This window comes from Mesorhizobium sp. M0060, assembly GCF_040323155.1.
GTDB lineage: Bacteria > Pseudomonadota > Alphaproteobacteria > Rhizobiales > Rhizobiaceae > Mesorhizobium.
Map to the genome: position 1 here is coordinate 1 of NZ_JAMYUP010000079.1, position 22,601 is coordinate 22,601.

The following is a 22,601-nucleotide window of genomic DNA, read 5'->3' on the forward strand; positions in this document are numbered from 1 at the left end:
CGCCATCCGCTCGTACTTCATGCCCAAGCGGGTCAAAGCGGCCCGCATCTGAATCCTGCCTCTGTCAAGCAAGGACAGTCGTGCGGTGCTCGTGACGCTTACGATTGACATGGTCGTGGTGCCGCCGAACACGGCTCGATTCACGGTTGATGCTTTCGATCGCTTCGGCAAGGGCCGGCACCCGGCGCGGCTGAACTTTGGTGACTGCTTCGCCTATGCTTGCCCGGCATTTTGACCAGCCATTAATGTTCAAAGGCGCCGACTTTCCGCAGACCGACATCGAGGCTGCGTGAGTGCCACAGTCTCGCGACGCAGGGCGCAAGCGTCGCTTACCGGCTTGTCGCGCTCCCCATTAATAGTACGACGGTTTAGCCGACTGTCACGGAACAAAGCTAGGTTGCCCGTTCCACGGTCCAGATTGCATCTCAAGAACCTAAAATGCAGCGGGCTTGCTTCGGATGGATAAGGCCAGGAGCGCCTCCGAAAGTCGTTTCTTCGCCCGCTCGACCCCGTTCTCGTCGATTGCCTCAACATCGAGGAACAAGTCGAGGCCAGTCGCGTGCTCGCTGATGACCTGAGGGCGCTGGGCGAGTTCACCCAGCAGGCCCTCGACTTCGTAGGGGACAACCTCCCGGCTGATCCCCTTCATGGCAATTGGTGCTAACGGACGCGCCCGGACAAGGTCGCGCACGAGCGCGTAAGTCTCATAGCTGAGGCAGATGCCGCCGGGCTCGGCAATCGACTGCAGACGGGCCGCCAAGTTCGCTTCGGCTCCAATGATCGTGTAGTCCATCCGATCATCGGAACCGAAGTTCCCAACATTGCAATAGCCTGTGTTGATGCCCATGCGAGCTCGGAAGGGCCGTTCAACTCCGCGGTCATGCCACACCCTGTTCAACTGCTCTAGCCGACGCTGCATGTCGACAGCCATGCGCAAGCAGGCTCTCGCGTCTTCCTCGATGCCTTGCGTCTCGGGGTCTCCGAAGAACACAAGAAGCGCGTCGCCGATGAACTTGTCGACGGTACCGCCGTGTTTGAGCGCGATCGTCGACATCTCGGTGAAGTACTCGTTGAGGAGAAGCGTCAAGTCCTCGGGCTGGAGCCGTTCCACGATCGCGGTGAAATCCTTGACGTCGGAAAAAAAGATCGTGAGCTTCTTGCGCTCCGTCGCGATGGTGACGTCCTTCTGGCCGCTGAAGATGCTTTTGTAAATTTGAGGCGAAAGATATTTGGCGATCTTCAATGAAATCGCGGCCAGGAAGTCGTTTGCCTCCGAAAGCTCCTTGTTGATGCCCTGAATCAACGCGGACTGCCGACGCTGCAGGAGAATGAACGTCAGGCCCGCCGCCGCCGAGAAGCCGAAATATAGGAGCAGATACTTGAAGGTGAGGACGTTCGCAGCGATAGGCTGATTGACTGATATCTCCTGGATCCCTCGGACATCCCCTACCTTCCAGTCCGTCTTGGGGCTGTCCGGGTGTGAGTTGTGGCAGGTCACGCAGACTTGTCCCATTACAACAGGGGCCGCGGCGCGGACCTGTCGGTCAAACAGTGAACCCGAGACTTCGATGATCGGCTCCCTGGGGTTGGCGCGCAAAGCAATGATTGCATTCCGCTCGAATACATCGAGCTGGTGGGGGGCGCGACCTTTGAAAGGCAGATCCGAGACGAACCGATATTTGACGGACCCGTCGTGAGCGCTGATGCGCTTGCCGAGTTCGATCGAGAGGGTTGCTGGAATAGGGATCGCACCTGGCACGTCCCGGTAATTGTGCGTCGCAGTCACGGCGCCGTCTGCTTGCAGCACGCGTCCCACGACGTCGCTGCCGTAGAATCCGCGCATTTCGTCGATGATCCGGCTGATTTCGCTGGCTTGCCTGCGCAGCATCCGTTCCGATAGGTCTCGGAGGTCGAGCCAGGCTGCGACGGGCAGACCGATAAGGCCGATGACCACTGCCGCCACCAGAAGCGGTCCCATGGTGCGCTGCTGACGCGCAATCTGTTCACTCAGTCCCATTGTGCAAGCGCCCGGCCGTCACAGTATCTGAACTATAGCTCATTCCCGGCACGGTACTAGAGTCAGTCTTGGCTCGATGAAAACACGTCAGCCCTGCAACGTCGGACCGACCTTGAGCGGTTGTTGCTAAGCCCCGACCCTTACAGCAGATTTCGCATTCTGGCACTAGACGGGCAGTGAATCAGTGAAGGGGATGTCGCAAAGCCGGTTGTGGCCCGGAATGCGCTCCGCGATAACCGCTCAGGGGTCAAAAATTCACCTCTGGCAAGGTTGAGACTTCTGCGGCCGGAGAGCGCGTCGGAAAAGAAAGTGTCCCGCCAAACGTATCCGCGTTTCGGCCGCACTATGGAATAGGACACCGCGGCGGGTGACGCGGTGCTGCGCGCTGCCGGCGGCATGACGCGCACGCTCGATAGCGCGCCGCTCGCCTGCGGTAAGCGCAACCAGAGCGACGACGAGGATTTCGCCAATCCGCATTTCATTGCCAGCGGCAAGGCTGCCACGGCCGCTTAGGCACCATGATGAACTCCGCTCCCATCCCGGCTCGTCGCCCGCGCAAATGACGCTGTCGCGCATGCGACGCCTGAGTGAAGCACTTATTTTCAGCCGAACGCTCGTGGCAGGCAGTAACTATCCGGTGTGGATCGTGGCAGAGGCCCTTTCGCGAGTTAGACTGCTTGCATGGAGATCGACACCGACAAGATCGACGAAGCCGTTCTGGGCCTGCTTTGGCTGACGCTGCATGAAGAGAGGCGCGCCTGGAAGGGTTTGGATTGGAACGCTCTGGATCGCTTCCACGAGAAGGGGCTGATCGCGAATCCAGCAAACAAGGCGAAGTCAGTGGTTCTGACAGATGAAGGACTGCGACGTGCGGAGGAGCAATTCCGAGCCCTGTTCACCCGCCCGGCGCCATCAGCCATGAGCGCTGGGAGGGCGCCGCGAGATAATGGCGCACATGGTTGAATTTCGATACCGGCGGCGCGCTGACGGCAGGCGGGACGGGCAGTGCCCTCGCCGTGGCGGCCAAACTCGTCTTCGTCACCTAGGCCAACGGGGGCATCCTGTCTGTCAAGGCAGTGGCAGAGAACACCGCAGTCGCGACGCTAAATGTCAACGGCATTGGCGCGAGGTCCATCCGCAAGATGCTTTCTGCCGGCGAATCGGCGCTTCCCGGGCCGAGTTGCAGGCAGGCAGCGGGTCTGCGCCCGCTGCTGGTACATGGATGTTGAAGGGGCAGACTACCACAAGGAATGTGTCATCATGGCTGCGGATTTCCGAAGGCAGGTTTCTCAAGAACGAGCACATGACTACCAAGAGGGGATGTGTGAGTGCTCTTAACTTGGAATCCCTCGTCGGACAGCGTTTCGATGAATTCGCCATCCTTTCCAGGCGGAACGCGGGCAACAACGTTTGAGGTGCGCCTCACAATATTGGAAAGCACTCTTCGCGCCTTGCCTGGGCCGATGTTGCGCTGCATGTGCTGATAGACGGCCAGCAGCAGGACGATATCGTATTTCGGTAGAAGGATATTGCCGAGGCGCCGGCTGCCAAGATTCAGGCGATCGAACCGGGCATGCACCGGGGAGCCGCTCAATAACATTTTTGCAGTCTGGATGTGTGGCTTGGCAATGTCGATCCCGTGGATCGAGCTGGGTTTCAGCTTGGATATCTCATAGGCGACAACACCCATATTGCAGCCAACATCGAGAATGGATTTTCCAGCGTAGTCGACCTTTGCGGAGAATAGCCCGTCCAGTCTGTCGTCCCACGTTCCGGCAAAACCCCTTTTGAATCTTGACCACCACAAATCATCAGCTCCTTTGGGAAGAGCCCCCGTGAGCGCCTCCTACCACGAGAGAATTAATGGTCGATACCCATTCAACTGGAATTGATCACATTGACGAACCAAGGCAGGGACGTGTGCGGCGGCGTCACAACCCCATCACCCTGAGTGCTGCCGGAACCGGATAGCGGTTGCCGTCATAGCGCAGCCGGTAGGTCCGCTTCACAGACTTGGCGGGATGGGACTGGCATTCGCCATCTTTGTCGGGGGAGGGATTGTCGGTATCCGTCCGCTCGACCGCAATGATGTCATGATAGCCGTGGTGGCGCGCCGGGCTCATCGCCAGGCTGACCTGGCTGGAATGAAACGATCCAGCGCAACTGGCATCGCCTTCGCCGCCATGGCCGGTCACCACGAGGCCGTCGAGCACCAAGCGCAGCGCATCGTTGGCGACGGCATAGAGCCGCAGGTCGGTTTCAGTGAAGGGAGTAGCCTGCGAATGGTTTGCCATTTCGATGCGCAGGCCGAAGGCGGTGACCTCAGGGGCCAGTGCATAGCGGCCGGTGTCGAATTCCACCTTACGCATCGCGATGGCATCATCGGTCATCAGTCCAGGCTGGAGCAGGCGCTGGCGCACCCGCAGGCTCTTTCTATCGACGACCAGTAGCTCGATGTCGCCGACATGCAGGTGGTCGCTGTTAGCGCTGTCGATCAGCGGTACCGCGACCAAAAGCAAGTCGTCATGAGCCGGCCAGATCTTGCAGGCCAGGCCGAATGGCGCATCGCTCTCCGGGAGCGTTGAGGCGATGCTCGTATGGGGTGCAAGCGTGAACGAGGCGCCGTCGGCGCTCTTTCGGGCCTTGGGATAGGCCTGCTGCACCAGGGCGGCGGCATCGCCGCAATCGCCGGCCGCTGCCCGGGCGGGCGACAGGCTGGCGAGGGCGGCGCCGAGCAACAGCACAGGCAACACTATTCGCATGGAATTCTCGCGTCGCAGGGCCGGGTTCGGTCAGGAGCGTTCTACGCCAGATTGGTGGCGGCGCACAGGGTGTAGGAAGTGACGGCTAGCTCCACCCGCTGCGTCATGACCATAAGTATCCTGGAAAGTCGTAAAGTCCGAGCTCGCTTAGGGACGGTGATCATGAGAACGCCGCCCGAGGGGCCAATTTTGCCAACGCTGTTCGAGCTACCTGAAACAGATACTGACAATGTGATCTCGATTGCCTTGTCGCGCTCCGATTAGATAAAGAAGCGCTTGGACAAGAAACCTCTAGGAAACCGGACCTCGCCGATCCGTCGGGCGCAGCTTCTAGGGTGTACATTCCAAAATCAGCTCGGCATGACCTCCGTTTCTGACCCCCTGAGCCGGGCGCGTTCGCCGTCGCGCGGTATCCGAAGCAGAACCAATGCGGCGCCTGCTTCGGCTTACCGAAACCCAGCTTGTCTGTCCTTGAGACTTGGCAGCACGGCGCGTTCAATCGAAACCGTGCTACCTTCAATGTACAGCCAGTTGTCCAATCAGCCGGCGGGCTTGTAAACGCCGGCAGCCTTTTTGGCAACTGCGAGCACCGCCTTCATGTCGAGTTCTTCGAGGACAACGAGGTCGTTTACCGAGCCGCTTGCCCGCACCGCCAATGCTAGACCCATCCCAGCAGCCTGGTCCGGAACCTCAGCATTGATGACAATATCATAGGCGCCGCGAGTAAACATCATGCCGGACACCTTGCCGCCAACGCTTTCAAAAAGCGCCTTGATTGCAGCTTCCCGGTCTGAGCCCTGTATCAATCCCTTATAGGCATGGGGTGCATAGTTTGCCAGTATTGTCACTTTCATGGGTATTCCTCCCTATCTTGTACTAGTTTCGTTATTGATCGTTTCACCAACACGGAGCTATGGCGGACAGTTGGGTCAGCCGTAACCCTGCATCGGAACGGTCTTGCTCGTATCCAAAGCTGGCAGCCGGAAAGGTTCGACCTGCCCTGCGGTCTTGTCCAGATACTGCATCAAGGCAGTCACGAGGTGGTAGAAAATGCTCGCGGGCACCTCCGTCGCCAGTGACCTTCCGCGCTCGTCAATCCTGTCGATCCACAAGCCAAGCGGTGCGGGATCGATATGCCATTTGAAGAGGCGGGCGACACGAGCTTCGATCTCGGGTTTCAGATCAGGCCCGCCGATGCCGTCCAGGGCGACGGCCGCCTTGACGGCTTCGCATTGCGGCCAGCTGCGGGAGAGCCGGTCGAAGGGAATTCCCTGCCGCGACACGGCTGCATAAGCCAGGCCCGTGGCCCGGTTCAATCCGCTGGCGATCGCCGACGAATAGAGCTTCCTGGCGTAGGCTGCCAAGTCTTTCTGCCCGCTTGCCCGCGCGAAATCAACCAGCAGCGAGGCCCATTCGAAATGGTGCCCTGGTTCGGTCCACTGTCCCTCGTCTCCCGGCAACGGTAGCCAATCGACGTCGAAATGTTCCCCAAGTGTCCAGCTCTCCTGGTCGAAGAAATGGCACCGGAAGAGATCGACGACGCGTGCCGCCCGACGGAGATATGCACGGTCGCCGGTGACGCCATGCCAGGCAAGGAAGGATTCCAGCATGTGCATATGCGGGTTCGAGAACCGCACCCCCTGCCAGCCGGGGGTCTCGAGGAAGCCGTTCAGGCTGACGTCCTCGAGATGGGTGTCGATGAAATGGAACGTCTCTTGTGCCAGCTGCAGGGCATCCTGATGGCCGCATCGGTGAGCATGGGCAAGCGCCAGGAGCACGCAGGAATGGTCGTAGGCGTCCTCCGTCGGGTCAGCCACGCTGCCGTCGGAACTAAGGGTGCGCACCCAGCCACCGCGATCGGTGCGGCCGTGTTTGGCGATGAACTCGATGCCGTGGTCGATGAGCTTGTCGGCCGGTCCAACCCAGCCGCGTTCTTTGGCCACCGCGAAAGCGTAAATCTGGCGAGCCATCGTGCGCATGCGCTTGGGTTTGCCCAGCGGCCTTGCATCGAAACCGAGAGCCTCGTGGAAGCCGCCATACACATCGTCGACACCTGCAGTGGACCACAGCGGCAGGGTTTCGTTGAAGAGCCAGTGCTCGACGCGCTTGCGCCATGACCCGCTGATGATGACCCGGTCTTCCGACGCCGTGAACTTCGTCTCGAGTCGTCCGCTCTTCTCGAGTTGTTCGACGACTTTCTTGACATTCTGGCTGTGGCTGACAGGAGCGACGAAAACCGCGTCCGGTGTCGTCACCACCGCCACATTTTTCATTCCGATGACTGTCAGCAGTCTGCCCTGGCTCCGGAGATAGGAGTTGCCGCAATCCATGGCGACAACGTCGCCCATTACGACATTGCCGTCGCGGTCCGTCGGGCTGGCTTCCAGCAGCGATTGCCACGATCCAAGGTCGTTCCAGCGGAAGGAAGCCGTAACCATCGCAATACCGCGTGCATGCTCCATGACTGCGTAGTCGATCGACGTCGACGGGACAGCCGAATAGAAGCCCTGGGGCAGGTAGATGCCCGAGACGTCGGTCCGTGCAGTTTTATAGGCCTGTTCCGCGGTGTCCCAGATGTCCGGCCGGAAGTCGAGAAATGCCTTGCGCATCGTGTCGGCACGAAACAGGAAGATGCCGGCGTTCCAGTAGAATCTTCCCGAAGCCACATATTTGCGGGCCGTCTCGGCATTGGGTTTTTCGACAAAGTGCGAAACGGAAACGGGGGCCACTCCGTCGCCAGTTGCCGCAACCTCGATGTAACCGTACCCGGTTTCGGGATGCGTCGGCTTGATGCCGAATACGACAATGCTTCCTGAATCGGCGGCAGGCATGCCCGCCTCGACGGTTTCCCAGAATTGCGTTTCGGTCGATATCTGATGGTCGGAGGGGACCACGAGCACAAGCGCGTCCCCGCCATATTCGGAGATCGTGTGCAAGGTGGCTATGGCCACCGCAGCGGCGGTATTGCGGCCGACGGGCTCGAAAATCGGGCTGCCACCGTTCAGGCCGAGCGGACCGATATCCGAGATAACGCGGTCGGCATGCCGTTCGGAGGCTAGCAGGTAGATCGGCATCTCGCCGTCCGGCCGCGCCTTGAGGCGTCCGACAGTCTTCGCGAGCATGGAGCCGTCGCCCGAAAGGTCGTGGAATTGCTTGGGATTGTCTTCGCGCGAGAGCGGCCATAGCCGTGAGCCGACGCCCCCGCTCATGACAAAACTTATGATCCGGTCCGACATGGTCCAGTCCCTCTCAAAATGTCTGGTTGTAGGCTCCGACCTCTGGATTGCGGCGCCGCACGGCATCGAGAGCCCCGAACATCTCGCGACGTTGCTCCGGCGAGACTGCGCCTCCCACGACGACAACAATTTCCGGCTTGTTCAACAAGGCTCAGACCAGAGCCCACGTGCCGTCTGGGCAACGACACGCCCCCATTCACGGTGACGAGATTGGCCAGCGCCTGGCCGGCGAACTCGATCCCGTCCTGCGTGAATTCCTCGGCAACTATCGCGACCACGCCGTATTACCTCTTCCGGGCAGTGGGGCGACATTGTCGGGGTGCTGAAGGTCAGCGGCAGATCGCGGCAAAGGTCCGCGAATGTCTTGCCCAAGCTGCGGTCGAGCATCTCGCGAACGGCTATCGCCGTGAGGAGCCCGTCGTCCTAGCCGCGCCCGATCGGCGGGTTGAAGAAGAAATGCCCCGACTTGTCGAAGCCAGCTATGGCATCGACGAGTTTGGCAACCCGCCTCTTGATGGCAGCTACGGAAGTAGTGACCAGTGATGGTGTCGGGAACTACACCTATTCGGCCGATCAAGGTGCGAAGCGCCATGCCGATCGCCTGCACGCCCACCAGGTTGAGTTCGGGCTTTTTCTCCCGGTCTGGATGGCCGAACCAGCAGCGCGCGTCGTATTCCCGAAAGCCAGTGGCTTTGATGAGGGCACTGTTTTCAAAGACGAATGTGTTCGGCCTGGCTTGGCCGACTATGTCCAGGGTCACGGTTTTGATCCGCTGTTGGGCGCAACAGTCCTAGCACGCTGCCGGGCGCAGGCCCCTTCAGGAGTTGGAGTAGTCCTAAAACGCTGGTTCGCGCCGCCTCATCCAATAGGAGTATGCCCGCCGATGGCCGAAAGGAGGTCTCGTGCAAGCATGGCCCTTTGCATTCTCCAAGATGCGTTCTGCTCGGGCGCCAACGACGAGGATGGGTGCAAGATGTCGCTGACCGCATTCAGGTTTCCCTTCCCCGACAATGTCGAAGAAAGGTGTTTTGGACGCCTGGTTCAGCTTCTCAATTTCTAGTGGAAATCGAGAGCTATCCGCCGAACTCCGCCCGTCCGGAGAAAGGATGATGGACTGTGCCGCGTTCCGTCTTGGAGGCATGGGAACACGGCGAAACCCCGACCGCATGTACACGACCATCAATACCCTCACGCGGAACGGTCCACGGACGGCAGGTCTGTCTGGGACAGCAGATGTCATTCGTCGACAGGACGAGGGTTTTTCGGGCCGATATCGACGACTATGATCTCCGGCGACACGCCGAAGCGCACCGGCAGCCACGATACGCCCAAACCCCCCGATACGATCATGTGCCGCCCACCCTCGACGACATGCCCATAGGCGAAGCGCTGTCCGTAGGCTGAATTGCTGATGGGGGGGCCGATGAATGGCAAGCGCACCTGTCCGCCATGTGTATGGCCGCATAACGTCAGGCTGACACGGTCAGGGACAGTAATGAAGATGTCCGGTTCATGCGCAAGGAGCAATATCGGATTGCCGTCGTCGGGTATTGCGGCCAATGTTGCAGGCAGATCGTCGACGCCCTTGTACACGCCGCGAGAAAACTGCATGGCCCACTGGTCGCCAAGACCCGCGAGCCAGAATGCTGGGCCATCCTGCTGACGGATAAGCGTGGCGGTGTTCTCGAGGACCGGAATGCCATTGTCGACGAGGGCTGCGCGGACGCTATCGACACCGTGCCACCAGTCGTGGTTGCCGAGAATGGCGTGGCAGCCAAGTGGCGCGGTAAGTTTCGAAAGTGAATTGCCCCAAACAGTGTCGGGCACGATCCCGGTGGCATAGCGCGGCGACACGCCCATCACATAGTCGCCAAGGAGAAGGATGATGTCGGGCTGCAGGCTATTCGAAACACCGACGATCTCGTCGATCCTGGAAACCGGCATCCAAGGCTCGCAGGCGTGGATGTCAGCGACCACGACGATGCGCAGGGGCTTGGCAGTCGTCGGCCAGCGCGGCGGAAGGAGCTTGTAGTGAGTGACACGCAGTCGAAACCGAGGCTCAATCGCGAAGGCATAACTTGCCAGACCGAATGCCGCAAGGGACACGGCGCCAAAGAGCTTCAGGAATGACCGCCGCGACGTCAGCACTTGTATTTCCCAGCAGAACGAGGTCGGCTTTAGAGATCGCCACGAATTCAGCTTGCGGCAGCCTGAACCACATCAACCGCGTGAGAGGCCTCGCGGGTCAATAGTTTCCCAAATCGGCGTCACCTGCAAGCATAGGTCTTTATTGCGCAGGGGAGGGAGCTCGGGCTAGCACCCGTCAACTGCTCCGATTTGCCACTGATCTCGGGCGGATGGTGTAGTTCCATTCCGGATGAATGCGTCGCCTTAGATGGCGAGCGCCTCCATCTCGACATCGTTCACTTGTTCCCTGTTTTCGTCGGCCGCGGAATCGACCGCGCGCCCAACTTCAGGCCCGTTTGGTTGTCGTGACTGCGATCAGTTCGACCAGGGCCACACGATCGAGGAGGGCGCCGTCCGCGCCAGGTTTGCGTGATGCGGCAGAACAGGGGTGTTCGATGTTGCTCCACGTCAATGTGCCCGTCGGATGGTGATGCAATGTGGAGCGCGAGGCCTGTCTCGCGAGCATTGCAGTTCGACGTTCCACAACCGGCTTTGGTCATCCAGCTTCGAGCCGACCGCTTCCCGCCTTTGACGTATCGCATGCTTCGGCTGCGCTTCGACAAGATTGCGGCGCTCTCGAGCTGAAACCGGAGGGCGAACTTTCGTCGGCTGCAAACCGGCTTCTTACCGCTCTCGCAGTGTTTCCTGCTTGTATTGCATCATTGGCGAGAGAAAGTAGCTGATGATGCTGCGCGTGCCAGTCTGGGATGTTCATTCGGACCCGAAGCTTGGTAACTCCAGTCTCCTCGGTTCGATCCGAATGGACAACCTGCAGAAAGCTCACAACTAGAGCCTGTTCCATCCCGATGGCATCGGGATGGAGCCCCATCTCTTTTGCTTGAGCAGATCTTCTCCGAAAACCGGGCTCCCGCCTTTTGCTATGCTGACTTCGGTTCGGGATCATGGCTTTGAGGTGCTGTTTATCCAGTCCTTGTTTGGCCACGGCAGCCCCGCGTTCCTTCAGGTCACATAGAATGAGGCTGCGCCGAGCGAAAGATGTGGGGAAAGGGTGGCGAACTGTATTTGAGATGCGCCGCCGGCCCCGTCACTGTCGAAAGAGAGCGCCCCGGTTTCACTGTTGTAGATGATATGATCGGAACTGTCATGCGCGGCTGCACCAACAAAGAAAGCTTTGGATGGAAGCCCTCCCGGCTGAAGCCCGGCAAAAACGGTATCGCTGAGATGGAACGTGTCCTGGGAGCGCTTGAAGTCGGTGATCTTATCGACATTGCCGGCTCCAAGAGCAGTATTGAACGAGAAGACATCGTGGCCTCCGTAACCGGTCAAGACGTCGGCGCCGAGCCCGCCGTTGATGACATTGTTGCCGGCATTGCCCTGGATGGTCTGGGCGAACTCGTTGCCGGTGAGGGTCATCGCCTTCGTGTCGGACGGGTTGTTGGTGGCGAGATGCTCGATCTCCGAGCCGGCTGAAAGCGCATAGCTCACCGAGGCGATCACACTGTCGTTGCCGCCGCCCACTGCCTCAACCACCTTCTCGTTGGCATTATCGACATAGTAAGTGTCGTTGCCGCCATAGCCGATCATCGTCTGGCCAGTGGTTCCATGCAATACATCGGCGCCGCTGGTGCCGTACAAGGTGCCATCGCTGGTGCTGCCGGAAGGAGTGATAGACCCAGTCTCGGTCCCGGTCGTATCAGCGGTTGGGGGAGTGACGTTCGCGCCCGTGACAGTGTCGCCGCTACCTGTCTTTTGATAGAGCTGCACCTCGTCGATCTGCATCTGCATCGACGATGGGGTCGAGCTGTCGAGAGCCGAATGCCATCCGGTCGCGTTCGAATTCGCGACCCCATTGTTCATCATCAATTCCATCGGTTCATCCGGGATCACGGCCTGTGCGCTGGTCACTTGCGCCATCTGCTTCCCGTCCAGATACCAGGTGATCGATTCACCCGGCACCCAGTTGATGCCGTACGTGTGGAAGCCCGCCGTGAGGTCGACGCCGCTGTCGACGACGCCACCGGTCGCCCCTGACGGCCCGTGGAGGTGCCAGGCGAAATTCTGGTCTGTGGGCCCCGAACCGGTAAATCCACCCTCCTGTATATCGATCTCGAAATTGTCGCCGCTGCTGCCCGCGCCTTGGCCGGGCATCATCCAGAGGCCTGGCCATGCGCCGTCGCCACTCGGCGCCTGCATGCTGATCTGAAGGTAACCGCCGTTGAATTCGAAGTTGCCGTAGCTACTGACAGCGCCGGACGTGATCGGGAATGTTTGTGCCGTCCCCTGATTCATGCCGCTGATGGGCTGTTGGATCGCCGTGAGATCCAAGGCCCCGTTGCTCACGGACACTTGGCTCGGCATATCGTAGTCGGCATTATATGGGCCGCCCGGTGTACTTCCTCCCGACCCATTGGTATTCCATGGCCAGCCGTTGGCGGCATTGCTGGTGATGTAGGTATGCCAATTGCTGTCGAGCGCCGTACCGGAGAAGTTCTCCTCGTAGACCAGGTCGCTAGAGGTAAAGCCTGAAGGTGTGGAAAGTGCCATTCGTGATCCTCTTTGAGGTTGAAAACAGGGATTTCTACTGCCGCGCATCGCCGAGGCGCGCGACATGAGCATGCTCGCAGCTAGGCACCGCGAACGGATTTCAAAGTAGCGGAGATTTGGAAGTCCTCGCCCCAGACATATTGTCGAGCGAGCTTAACGTTGAGCCCGCCCTCGAAGGTGAGTTTTGTCAATGGGAATGCTCATCAGGTCCTCCTCCTTGAAACCATATACGGTGTCGCTGCCGACGCCCCACAAGGTGTTCAACGGTTCCAGCCGCTGCCGGATTGAACTGAGAGCAACTCTTCCGGCGGACGTAGCGCCGAGCCTGTCGTATAGTATAAGCACCGTAGACCATTAGCTCATTGCGGTTTTTTGTTTTAATTTCGACCCGCGTTGCTAAGTAAAACGCAGATACTTCCGTTTCCTAACCTATTCACACACGGCTTTGTACCTGTGTGAAGTGATCATTCGAGGACGATGTACGTAACCCAACCTGCCATTTGCGGCGAGAATGAGGCTGGGCGATAACTTATTAACACCTTCTAATGTAGGTTGTGTGTCGAACGGCCGCACCGAAACAGCCTTCCGGACGCCCTACGAAAACCGTGTCCGTCGGCTGAAATGTCGCGCTGGTTTGGGCGCCGTGGCTCGAGCGCACCGCCCGTGTCCATGAGGTGATCGAGAGGGGCAGCCGGAATATCTGCCGTTGCTGCGTGGCGGACTAGCTGACGTGCCTGTGGCTGGAACTGCAAGCCCGGATGTTCGACCGTGCCGTTTGCGCGGATCGAAGGTGGAAGGCTGGTACCGTTATCGAGCGCAGCCCTACAGCACCGGACAGGCCGTTTGATCGCCACGCCAGCACGCCTGCATCAGGATCGAATTTTTCAAGATCTGAACAGCGCCAAGACCCAAGGGAAGAATGGTTGCTTAAGTGGCTCTTTGAAATGGCTGAAACGTCGCCCTCGGGCGCGAGGGCGCTTCGTAGCCGCGGGACGCTCCCGCGGATTGTCAAATTTGAACTGCGCAACCATGCGCCAAAGCTCCACCTTGCGGCCGTCTGCGAACCGCCTGGTCTGCTCTCTCGCCGCATCGTCGTCTGTACAGGCAAGGTTGATCCCGCCTATAAATTGGCCGCGTTCGTCCAACTGCGGCATGGCTTGTTCTCGATCAGGGTTGCCAAGCCGTCTCGGCGCCAGCTCGATTTGGATTGAGGCCTCCAGCAGCGCTGAGCCGTTGTCGCCAATCGCTCCACTTTTGTGTACTTCCAAAACAAAGGCGCTGCATAACGACATGCCCGAACATAGAATGTATATCTTCCGCTAGTTGCATGTCATTCACATTCGCCCAAACCACGTGTTGAACGATCTGCTTGAGCGCTCCTCCACTATATCCACAAAGACCCAACGTGACTGCGCCATGATCATTAGCGTATCGAACAGCGCGCAAAACGTTTTCCGAGTTCCCGCTGCCCGAAATGGCAATGACCAAGTCGCCGTCGTTCAGGATGTTCTTCAGCTGCTCGACGAATACATCCTCGAAAGAAACATCGTTCGCGTACGCAAATGTAAGGCCCACATTGTCGATCAGAGTCCGACCACGAAACGGGCGCTTCGTAGAGAGATAGATGCTCTTGTTCCAGTCCGTGATAAAGTGTAGCGCCGTAAGTGAGCTGCCACCATTTCCAAGAGTGATTATTTGCTTGCCGTCTTCCTGTGCCTGCGCGACCAAGGCTACTGCGTTATCAAAGCTTTGGTGATCTAATGAAGCCAGAACGGTCTCGAGCTTCTCGAAATATACTTGAGCGCTGCCGCTGAAGTCATTCATTGGGTGGCCTCCGATGTCGGTTGATAATGAACGATGCGACTCCCGACGAAGTCGAACTTCGCAGGGATATGCTTTAGCTCCCCAAGGGCTACTTTGATTGCGTCGTGGCGATCGAGAGGCGCGAAGAACATGAGAAAACCTCCTGCACCTGCTCCAAGTAACTTGCCGCCCGTGGCACCTGCTCGCAACGCAGTTCGGTACCAGCCATCGATTACATCGTTCGTGATTTCTTCAGAGAGGCTCTTTTTTAAGAGCCAGTTCTCATGGAGGATTTCGCCGAAGGCGTCGAGGTTGCATCGATGCAGTTCATCACGAAGGTGATAGGTGAGCTCGACCATTCGCCTGAGCGCTTTCCGCTTGTCCGGTGCTCTTGCGATCTCCTCTGACTGTCGGACGAGAATGTCTGAAGCACTACGCGTAATGCCGGTGTAAAACATGAGAACTTGTTTCTCAATTGAAGCGATAAAATCAGCTGGGCATATGAGCGGTGACACCGAGACGCTTTCATCAGGGTGAAACTCGATAAGATTCAACCCCCCGAAAGCGGCGGCGTATTGATCTTGCTTTCCAATGGGAGCGCCACAAAGTTCGATCTCAATGCGACAACTATCAGCGCCGAGCCTTGCCTTGGAGATATACTGGCCACGAAACGCATTTAGTGCATGCAGAAGGCCAACGGTAAAAGTGCTTGAGGATCCAAGTCCTGTTCCCTTCGAAGGAATATCGGCAATAGTTGTTATCTCAACTCCTCCAGGGATCCCAAGATATCCCATCGTCGCCCTTACAATCGGATGCTGGATGTGCTCAACACTGTCTACTTCTTCCGTTTTCGAATACGCGATTCGAGTGCCACTATCGAACTTGCGGTTCACATTCACGTAGACGTACTTGTCGATAGCAACGCTTAGGACGGCGCCACTTTCCTGCCGATAGAAGGCAGGAAGATCGCTACCACCTCCCACAAAGCTGACTCGAAACGGCGTCTGACTAATGATCATTGAACTGCCTCTGTCAGCTCAATCGCCCGCAATTGGACGCAATGTTTAGCATGCGCCCGCGATGCCAACACGATCGGTGTCTCGTCCTCTTGGCGCGAACTGTGAATACTCGCTGCAGTCCCCCAATCCATACCTCGCCGCAAGTATTCTCGAGCTACTCTGGACATCCGCACCTCCTCATCAATATCAACGAAAAATGTGTGTGCACGACCGCCCAAAACCACATCGGATAGCCAAAGAGCGACGGTTCCTTCCACGACCAGGATGGTTTTCGGAGAAACGGTTATGCTTTCCGATCTTGGATGCGATATGCGGCTGAGCTTTTCGTAAAAGGGCAGTTCGTGCGTCTCGCGAGAGCGAACGCCCACTAAGCGGCTTAGAACCTGCCTGATCTCGTCCACATTGGAGCGACCCATCACGGCTGGTTCGCGATCCGCGACGGACCGTATCCAGCGATCAAGAGCAACGATTTCCGTCTCAAAGCCGCGCCCGCGAAGGACCTCCGCGATAGCGCTGGAAAGAAAACTCTTTCCGCTCCGGGAGAGGCCCCCTACGAAACAAACATCACCTGGCTTCACATGCGAGATCAGATCAGATGCTGAATTTATCAAGGGTGGATGAACGGCGAGAATGAACTTAGCTGCCTCCAACAAGTCTGAGACGGTATAGTCAGGCGTGACATGATACTTGCTATCCAACCCGCCCGCGCCCGTCTCGACTAGGATCGATCTGATGCCAGACCGCTTTGCGAGAGCGACATCCGTAGACGAATCGCCGATGACCCAGGATTGGCTGCGATCGATATTGAATGCCTCGACCGCCTCATTAATCAACCCAGTAGAAGGCTTGCGGCATTCACAGCGGATCTTCAGCTCTTCCACCTCACCGATAAAGCCGCGATCTGGATGGTGCGGGCAGAAATAGATGGCGTCAACAAAAGCTCCACGGCGGCCAAGCTCAGTCTCCATCTTGTTATGGATCATCCGCAAGTCTCGTGCAGAGCAATTGCCTCTGGCCAAAACGGGTTGGTTAGTGACGACAATTGTCCGGTATTCGGCTCGGTTGAAACAAGCGATCGCGGCCGCGGCTCCCTCAATCAGTTCGAAGCGTTCGGGACGATCGATGTGTCCATGGTCAACATTGATGCACCCGTCCCTGTCCAAAAATACTGCTTTCTGCGGAGAAGTGAGTGAGGCTCGAGCTACGCAGCCCGATTCAAAGTCGGCGCAAACCTTGTCAAGTCGCGCCGGGGTCCCAGCGTCTTTTATGTACTCAGGGCTGTTGTAGCTTCTAATTTTCATACCGGCCCGAAGCATTTCAGGAAAAAGGTCCTTGCCAAAGTCGAGCGGGGTTACTGTGGCGCGCCACCGGAATAAAGCTTGCCTTCTAATATAGTAAAGAGCCGCGCTGACTTTGTTGGGATAATAGCAACCGGGATCGTGTGGACATGGATAGAACGCGGTAACCATACCGTCTTCTGACGTTTCTATCAGATCGGAATCATGCGGGTGATCATTCGGATGGGTGAAAACTGTTGCGGCTGCTGCCTTGTTATTTTCATGGAAGCACTTAAAGCGGGTGAGATCGATGTCGAGCATCGTGTCGCCATAGATCGTCAGGAAGTCGTCTTCGAGCAGATCCAAAACGGACAGAACTGCTCCAGCAGTCCCGCGAGGCGCACCGTCATTTACGCAAAGAACGTCAATCCCCCAATTCTCGCGCTGATTGCAAAACTCCACGATTCGCTCGGCAGCGTGGTTCACCAGAATCAAGATCCTCTCGATACCGTGTCGCTTGGCGAGGACGATTTGATGCTCAAGAAGTGGCCTGCCACCAACCTTGACCAGCGACTTAGGCAAGTCATTTGTCCGGCTCCTGAGCCGCGTCCCTCGACCGCCCGCAAGTACAACCGCCTGCATCACAGGTGTCCTTCCTGTCGCACGATTTCTCCGACGGCTTTTCGAACAGCATCAGCCGAACCAAGCTGGGGCCGCCAACCGAGTGCACTGATTTTAGCTATGTCATAGGAAAATCGGGGAACATCACCCGTCCAACCGCGGTCTTCAACTCCATATTCGATCCCTGCGCCCGGTGCGACAGCCCCGACAGTCGTCTCCGCTATGAAGCTAACGGTTACCCCGTTGTCCCCGGGGCCGATATTGTAATAGCCAAGCCGCTCGGATGCGTTCGCACGCAAGTATACAATTGCATCAATCAGATCATTGACGTGAAGATACGCTTTCTGCTGTCGTCCCGATCCCAAAACATTCAGCTTGTTTGGCGTGATCCTTAGCTTTCTCACGAAATCTAGAATGACACCGTGTGTTGCTGGAACGCCGATCACGTTCGGAAAGCGAAAGAGCAAAGCCCGAGCTAGCCAGTTCTCGACGGCAGCGCTGATTAGCGCCTCCGATGCGAGCTTCATAGCACCGTAATTGGAAACGGGCAGCAGCGGCCCGACATCCTCTCTAATCGGAGCCTCCCCCAAATCGCCGTATACTGCTGAACTGGAAGCGAAAGCAAGGAACGGAACCCCCGCCTCCTTCATTGCGTTCAACACGTTGAACGTCGACAGAAAGGTATCGCGTAGATCAACAGAGGCATCGGCGATTCCCGCAGCAATGTCCGAATTGGCAGCCATGTGCCAAACTTCGGAAATCGGAATGCGACTGTGACAATCCATAAAACGGCTTCTCACTGCACCGGCGTCTGAGAGATCCACCTTCTCAAAGATGAACCTCTCATGCGTGAGGAGGCCACTTAGGTTTTGCCGAGAACCTCGTGACAGGTCATCAAAGCCGAAGACCGGATATCCACGATCAACAAAGAGCCTTGCGAGCTTGCTTCCTACGAAGCCCGCAGCTCCCGATACAAGAATAGCGTGCGGTTCACCCAACCCGATTTGCCTTTTCTTCGTGGGCGCAAGCTTTTGCGCCTTAAGTCTTTCGGATTGTGCAATGACAACTTCCATTTACAAGCCTTGACCGCTGGAGAGCCGGGAGTTCGACCGGGCTGGGCGTTAAGCCCTGCGCTCGTCGTTAAGGTCATGCGTCTCATGCGTCATCTCTGAATTCATCGCATGGTTTTCTCCGATCCGCGATCGTTCCTCAGGGGTAGCCCCATTTTGCTGATCCGCACTGAATTGCACCGCGCTCGCCTGTGCGGCGACGCCAACGGCGATCCCAAGAACGGTCAAGGCGCTCCGCACTTTGATCCCGCGAAGCGCGTGCGTGGCGTTCGCAGGCTCTCCAGAAGACGTGGGAGCAAGCTCATGGCGTTCAGAAGCGAATTTTTGCCTGATGCCACATCGTCGCCGAGGATCCGACCATCGTGCTGCGTGATCTGTCGGCCCGCGCGATCGGCGAATTCGGTGGCATGCGGAACCGGATGATGGTGTCACCGTCGCGATGAAGCCCCCGAACAGTGATAGGATCTCGTCGCTGGTACCACTGTCCAGTGAGCCGGTTGGCTCGTTGGCCTCGCGACCGGCCATGTCGCAATCCAATTGAGTCGATCCGCCCCGCAGGAACTGATCCAAGTCCGTCGCCTTCGCGGAACCGATCGGCGCGGCGGACACCATCGCACAAGCTCACCGCCAACTTGCGAGGCGCTTCAGCTGAAGGCGTCGGGCGCGCGCCGCATCAATCTCATTTGCCTCCGCGTGAATAACCGCGCGCAGGCGGTGCGGGTCGACGAACCCGTGCCGATCGAACCGCTGCCATGATCGATCGCAGGTGATCGAATGGGTCACCCCTCGATGCTGTCGGTCATGCTCAGCTGGTAGACCTGAACGTCGGTCACCTCCAGTTCGAGCGTTGTCGGGGTCGAACTGTCGTAGGCCGTGTGCCAGTCAGACGCGCTGCTGTTGGCGATACTCAGATTAATGAGCAGGGTCATGGCACCGGTCGGCACGTTCGTAGTGACGGTTCGCTTGAGCCCACCATCGAAATAGAACTTGATTGACACGCCCGGTACGTACTCCATGCCCCAAACGTGGTAGTCGGCCGAAAGATCCACACCAGCATCGAAGAACCGCTGTTCGTTGGTGGCAGCCAACAAAGCGTTTGCCAGCACTCCGTTGCCTGACACGGAGCCGTTGAGGAACCCGCCCTCCTGCGTGTCGATCTCGGCCCCGCCCTCGAGATGCCAGAAGCCTGGCCATCCGCCAGTGCTGACGTCCGGCTGCTTCATGCGTATCTGGGCGTAGCCACCGGCAAACGTGAACTTGCCGTGCGTGCAGATGGCGCCCGACTTCCACGTGTACCCGGCGAACCGGTTGCTTCTCGTCGCAACGATCTTCAAGCCTGATGGGCCAGTGCTGATCTGAGCCGGGTCGAAGTACTCGGCGTTGAATCCGCCAGCGTTCATCGCGGAGTACGGCGACGGCACGCTCTGCTGCCAGATACCGTTCTGGTCCGCGATCGCCGCTATCCACTTCGTGGAGTCGAGCGAGTGCCCGGTGAAGGTGTCCTCGAATATCAGCTGACTGGTAGTGTACCCAGCCGGCGGTAGCAGCGACGATCCACCACCTCCACCACTCGTGCAGCACGTGACGATCATGAGCGCTGTGAAACAAATGTACTTCGATACACTTTTCATATTGCCCTCCTCGTAACGAGGGGCTTGACCAAGATGCGATTGCAATGGTCGCCGCCGCTTACCGATGGCACAGCCAATCTTATAGTGAAACGACGAGGACTGGTTACCCCGACTCTATTGCGGCGCGGCAGGTGGGCCTCGATGCGACAATGGGGCACCAGGTTTGAGGTCTCAGTCGGTTTAAGGCTGCTGCCTGACCCTCTTTGTCCTCGCCGCGCATTACAATCTTCAGCGCATCATACGGCCGCAGCCACGCCTTCGCCTGATCCCATGTGGCACGCACATCCAAACCTCGTGCTCCTCATTCGTGGTGTGATCACCGCATGATCCTGGGATGGATCGGTTCGTTCGGCGCTGTCGTGAGGAAGCCATAAACGTAGTGCGGTCCGGCAAGGGTTTGGACTTCGTCCGTCGGTCGCCGTTGAATGTCGTCCACATGCCTCAGGGCGAACCAGACCACGCCTTTTTGGGTCACCGGGCTGGGCTCGGGAGCGTACTCAGCGAAGCTGTTCGCCGGGACCAACAATGGTTTTCCGAGCTGAGCCACGCCAGCCGGTGATGTGAAGTGCTCCTGATGTTCGTAATTGGAAACCTCCGGCTCGTGGCGGTGGCGGCATTATCCAGCCAGGTGGTCTTGGGGCGGTGTGTCGATGCCGATCCTCGGGAGGTACCTCTTTATTCCCGCGATCAGGTTCTTGATCGAGTGATAAAGTCTGCATAGCCGAACGAAGATCGTTGCGCTGCGGCCCTCCGGGCGGGGCGCCTCGACAGTCACTGTGAACAAATCCTGCATCGGTGTCATTGGATGGTTCCTGAATGCTCAAAGTTTTCCTAAGAGATTCGGCTATCAGGCTATACGTGCTGACCGCCAAGCTCGGCCTGCAGCGTCTTCCGCTTTTCCACCGCGCCTATCTTGCGCTTTATCCCCTCTACAAAGGGTATTTTGAAGCAGGCCCAATCGATCAGCTGAGGGAATTCGTGCCACACGGATCACTGGTCATCGACGTCGGCGCCAATGTCGGCTTCTTCTCGCTCCGCTTTGCTGAATGGGTAGGCGATGGCGGAAAGGTGATCGCCCTCGAGCCGGAGGATCAGAATTACAGCGGCCTGATTTGCGCGCTCGAGCGCGCGGGTCTCCTTGGCCGCGTCGAGGCGCTGAGGGTGGTCGCCGCCGCCGAGCCCGGCACGACCTTTCTCGAAATCAATCCGCTTTACCCCGCCGACCACAAGCTTTCCCGGAACGGCACCGGCGTGCCGGTCACCGCCGTGACGCTCGACGGACTGCTCGCGGAAAAGGGACCCCGGCGCCCGGCGCTCGTGAAAATCGATGTGCAAGGCGCCGAACTGCTGACGCTTCAGGGCATGATCGAGATCCTGAGGTTCGCCCGGCCGGCCCTGTTTGTCGAACTTTCCGACCAAGGATTGAACAAGTTCGGGGCGTCGGTTTTGGCAGTCCTGCGCCTCTTGTCGGATAACGGATACGAGGCATACTGGCTGACCCGGACCGGGCACCAAAAGGCAAGCCAATCCGAGATTGAGGCCAGAACAACCGGCACCAAATCTGCCGATGTGCTGTTTCTTCCTGACAGGCCCGCGAACCAGCGCTTCGCACAGCGACTTGAACTGAACGCCGTTCGTTAGCCTGTTTCGGAAAACCGGCTTCCCCGCTGCCAAGCTTCGCGTACTTCTGAGCGACGGAGGAATCGCGCATCAGGTCGTCCGAGAATTTCATCGCGACTTCCATGGCGGCCTTGGCAGCGCCTCGGTATGGGAGCGCGGGATTTCGGATTTCCCGGTCGCACTTGCTCGCTCAGGACGTTCGCCGTGAATCCAGGGTGAGCCTTTCTCAAAATCTGAACAGCGGCAAGACGCGCAGCCGCACTCAAGGGAAGTATTATCGCTTAAGCGGCTTCTTGAAATGGCTGAAACGTAGCCCTAGCAGGCTTGAAGAAGTCGCTCGCGGTCGCCGTGTGATCGTGATTCATTGGCTCCGAAGGGATTCGGAGAGCGATGCATGCGTGGCGGCGACGATCGAGGGCGAACTGTTCAGATCCTATGAGGAGGGTGGATAGCGACCTGCGCTGTGGCAAGGTGAGGTCGCGTAATCAACACCTTACCCTGGAGGCAAGCATGCCCGTAGCAGCTCACCAACCCAAAGCGCCGACCGCTATCCGCACCGATCTTGGCGCAATTTTCGTCTCGTTGGAATTGAGTCGCTCGAAATGGTTGATCACCTCGCTGTCGCCGGGTGGCGGCGAGAAGATGTCGAAACATTCGGTGGCGGCCGGCGATGTCGCCGGCATGCTGGCGCGATTTGCCGAGCTCAACAGGAAGGCGCAAGCGCGGACCGGGCGGCACTTTCCGATCATCGTGATCCAGGAGGCCGGGCTCGACGGCTTCTGGATCCACCGCGTGCTACAGGCCGAGGGGATCGAAAGCCACGTCGTCGATCCGGCGTCGATTGCGACCGCGC

Annotated in this window: 17 protein-coding genes and 3 pseudogenes; 6 read left to right on the forward strand and 14 right to left on the reverse strand. The window is 58.3% G+C overall.

Features of this window, described 5'->3' with window-relative positions; genetic code table 11:
- Positions 1 to 85: 85 nt before the first annotated feature.
- On the forward strand, positions 86 to 235 hold the full coding sequence (locus NKJ94_RS37695) for a type II toxin-antitoxin system VapC family toxin (RefSeq protein WP_502904240.1): 150 nt from the start codon (positions 86 to 88) through the stop codon (positions 233 to 235).
- A 198-nt stretch (positions 236 to 433) separates the two neighbouring features.
- Here the strand turns inward: NKJ94_RS37695 and NKJ94_RS33720 are convergent, their stop codons facing one another.
- Entirely contained in the window at positions 434 to 2,017 is a 1,584-nt protein-coding gene (locus tag NKJ94_RS33720; RefSeq protein ID WP_352531660.1) for an adenylate/guanylate cyclase domain-containing protein, read from the reverse strand.
- Positions 2,018 to 2,341: 324 nt separating this feature from the next.
- Here NKJ94_RS33720 and NKJ94_RS33725 point away from each other — a divergent pair.
- Positions 2,342 to 2,530, forward strand: a pseudogene (locus NKJ94_RS33725) (3'(2'),5'-bisphosphate nucleotidase CysQ); the annotation flags it as partial.
- A 168-nt stretch (positions 2,531 to 2,698) separates the two neighbouring features.
- Complete coding sequence (locus NKJ94_RS33730) at positions 2,699 to 2,980, forward strand: DUF6429 family protein (RefSeq protein ID WP_352531662.1); 282 nt, start codon at positions 2,699 to 2,701, stop codon at positions 2,978 to 2,980.
- Positions 2,981 to 3,275: 295 nt separating this feature from the next.
- Here NKJ94_RS33730 and NKJ94_RS33735 read toward each other — a convergent pair whose 3' ends face one another.
- The 5 genes and pseudogenes from NKJ94_RS33735 to NKJ94_RS33755 all read right to left on the reverse strand — a co-directional run.
- Entirely contained in the window at positions 3,276 to 3,824 is a 549-nt protein-coding gene (locus NKJ94_RS33735; protein ID WP_352531664.1) for a class I SAM-dependent methyltransferase, read from the reverse strand.
- Positions 3,825 to 3,948: 124 nt separating this feature from the next.
- Positions 3,949 to 4,779, reverse strand: a complete 831-nt coding sequence (locus tag NKJ94_RS33740; protein ID WP_352531666.1) for a PA3715 family protein — start codon at positions 4,777 to 4,779, stop codon at positions 3,949 to 3,951.
- Between the two features lie 539 nt (positions 4,780 to 5,318).
- Positions 5,319 to 5,633, reverse strand: a complete 315-nt coding sequence (locus NKJ94_RS33745) for a GYD domain-containing protein (RefSeq protein ID WP_352531668.1) — start codon at positions 5,631 to 5,633, stop codon at positions 5,319 to 5,321.
- Between the two features lie 75 nt (positions 5,634 to 5,708).
- Positions 5,709 to 8,015 carry an AGE family epimerase/isomerase gene (locus tag NKJ94_RS33750; RefSeq protein ID WP_352531670.1) on the reverse strand — a complete coding sequence of 769 codons (2,307 nt, stop codon included), beginning with the start codon at positions 8,013 to 8,015 and terminating at the stop codon, positions 5,709 to 5,711.
- Positions 8,016 to 8,028: 13 nt separating this feature from the next.
- Positions 8,029 to 8,546, reverse strand: a pseudogene (locus NKJ94_RS33755) (phosphomannomutase/phosphoglucomutase); the annotation flags it as partial.
- 1 nt (position 8,547) lies between these two features.
- Between NKJ94_RS33755 and NKJ94_RS33760 the strand changes: the two are divergent.
- Positions 8,548 to 9,075 carry a hypothetical protein gene (locus NKJ94_RS33760; RefSeq protein WP_352531672.1) on the forward strand — a complete coding sequence of 176 codons (528 nt, stop codon included), beginning with the start codon at positions 8,548 to 8,550 and terminating at the stop codon, positions 9,073 to 9,075.
- Between the two features lie 176 nt (positions 9,076 to 9,251).
- Here the strand turns inward: NKJ94_RS33760 and NKJ94_RS33765 are convergent, their stop codons facing one another.
- The 8 genes from NKJ94_RS33765 to NKJ94_RS33800 all read right to left on the reverse strand — a co-directional run bounded on the left by NKJ94_RS33765 (position 9,252) and on the right by NKJ94_RS33800 (position 20,128).
- Entirely contained in the window at positions 9,252 to 10,160 is a 909-nt protein-coding gene (locus tag NKJ94_RS33765; protein ID WP_352531688.1) for a metallophosphoesterase, read from the reverse strand.
- A gap of 1,002 nt (positions 10,161 to 11,162) precedes the next feature.
- On the reverse strand, positions 11,163 to 12,707 hold the full coding sequence (locus NKJ94_RS33770) for a family 16 glycosylhydrolase (protein ID WP_352531674.1): 1,545 nt from the start codon (positions 12,705 to 12,707) through the stop codon (positions 11,163 to 11,165).
- Positions 12,708 to 13,874: 1,167 nt separating this feature from the next.
- Complete coding sequence (locus tag NKJ94_RS33775; protein WP_352531676.1) at positions 13,875 to 14,531, reverse strand: SIS domain-containing protein; 657 nt, start codon at positions 14,529 to 14,531, stop codon at positions 13,875 to 13,877.
- Positions 14,528 to 15,529: a GHMP family kinase ATP-binding protein gene (locus tag NKJ94_RS33780; RefSeq protein WP_352531678.1), complete on the reverse strand. Its 1,002-nt coding sequence runs from the start codon at positions 15,527 to 15,529 to the stop codon at positions 14,528 to 14,530. Before NKJ94_RS33780 ends, NKJ94_RS33775 begins: the two co-directional genes overlap by 4 nt.
- Positions 15,526 to 17,448 (reverse strand): HAD-IIIA family hydrolase, encoded by a 1,923-nt coding sequence (locus NKJ94_RS33785; RefSeq protein ID WP_352531690.1) that lies wholly within the window; start codon positions 17,446 to 17,448, stop codon positions 15,526 to 15,528. The genes NKJ94_RS33780 and NKJ94_RS33785 overlap by 4 nt, the downstream gene beginning before the upstream one ends.
- Positions 17,448 to 18,500, reverse strand: a complete 1,053-nt coding sequence (locus tag NKJ94_RS33790) for an NAD-dependent epimerase/dehydratase family protein (protein WP_352531680.1) — start codon at positions 18,498 to 18,500, stop codon at positions 17,448 to 17,450. The genes NKJ94_RS33785 and NKJ94_RS33790 overlap by 1 nt, the downstream gene beginning before the upstream one ends.
- 48 nt (positions 18,501 to 18,548) lie before the next feature.
- Positions 18,549 to 19,067 (reverse strand): hypothetical protein, encoded by a 519-nt coding sequence (locus tag NKJ94_RS33795; RefSeq protein ID WP_352531682.1) that lies wholly within the window; start codon positions 19,065 to 19,067, stop codon positions 18,549 to 18,551.
- 209 nt (positions 19,068 to 19,276) lie between these two features.
- The gene (locus NKJ94_RS33800) at positions 19,277 to 20,128 is read right to left on the reverse strand and encodes a glycoside hydrolase family 16 protein (RefSeq protein WP_352531684.1); all 852 of its coding nucleotides are present in this window, start codon (positions 20,126 to 20,128) and stop codon (positions 19,277 to 19,279) included.
- 816 nt (positions 20,129 to 20,944) lie between these two features.
- On the opposite strand from NKJ94_RS33800, the gene NKJ94_RS33805 reads away from it, so the two are divergent.
- Both NKJ94_RS33805 and NKJ94_RS33810 read left to right on the forward strand, forming a co-directional pair.
- Positions 20,945 to 21,769, forward strand: a complete 825-nt coding sequence (locus NKJ94_RS33805) for an FkbM family methyltransferase (RefSeq protein ID WP_352531686.1) — start codon at positions 20,945 to 20,947, stop codon at positions 21,767 to 21,769.
- A gap of 489 nt (positions 21,770 to 22,258) precedes the next feature.
- Positions 22,259 to 22,601: pseudogene (locus tag NKJ94_RS33810) on the forward strand (IS110 family transposase); the annotation flags it as partial.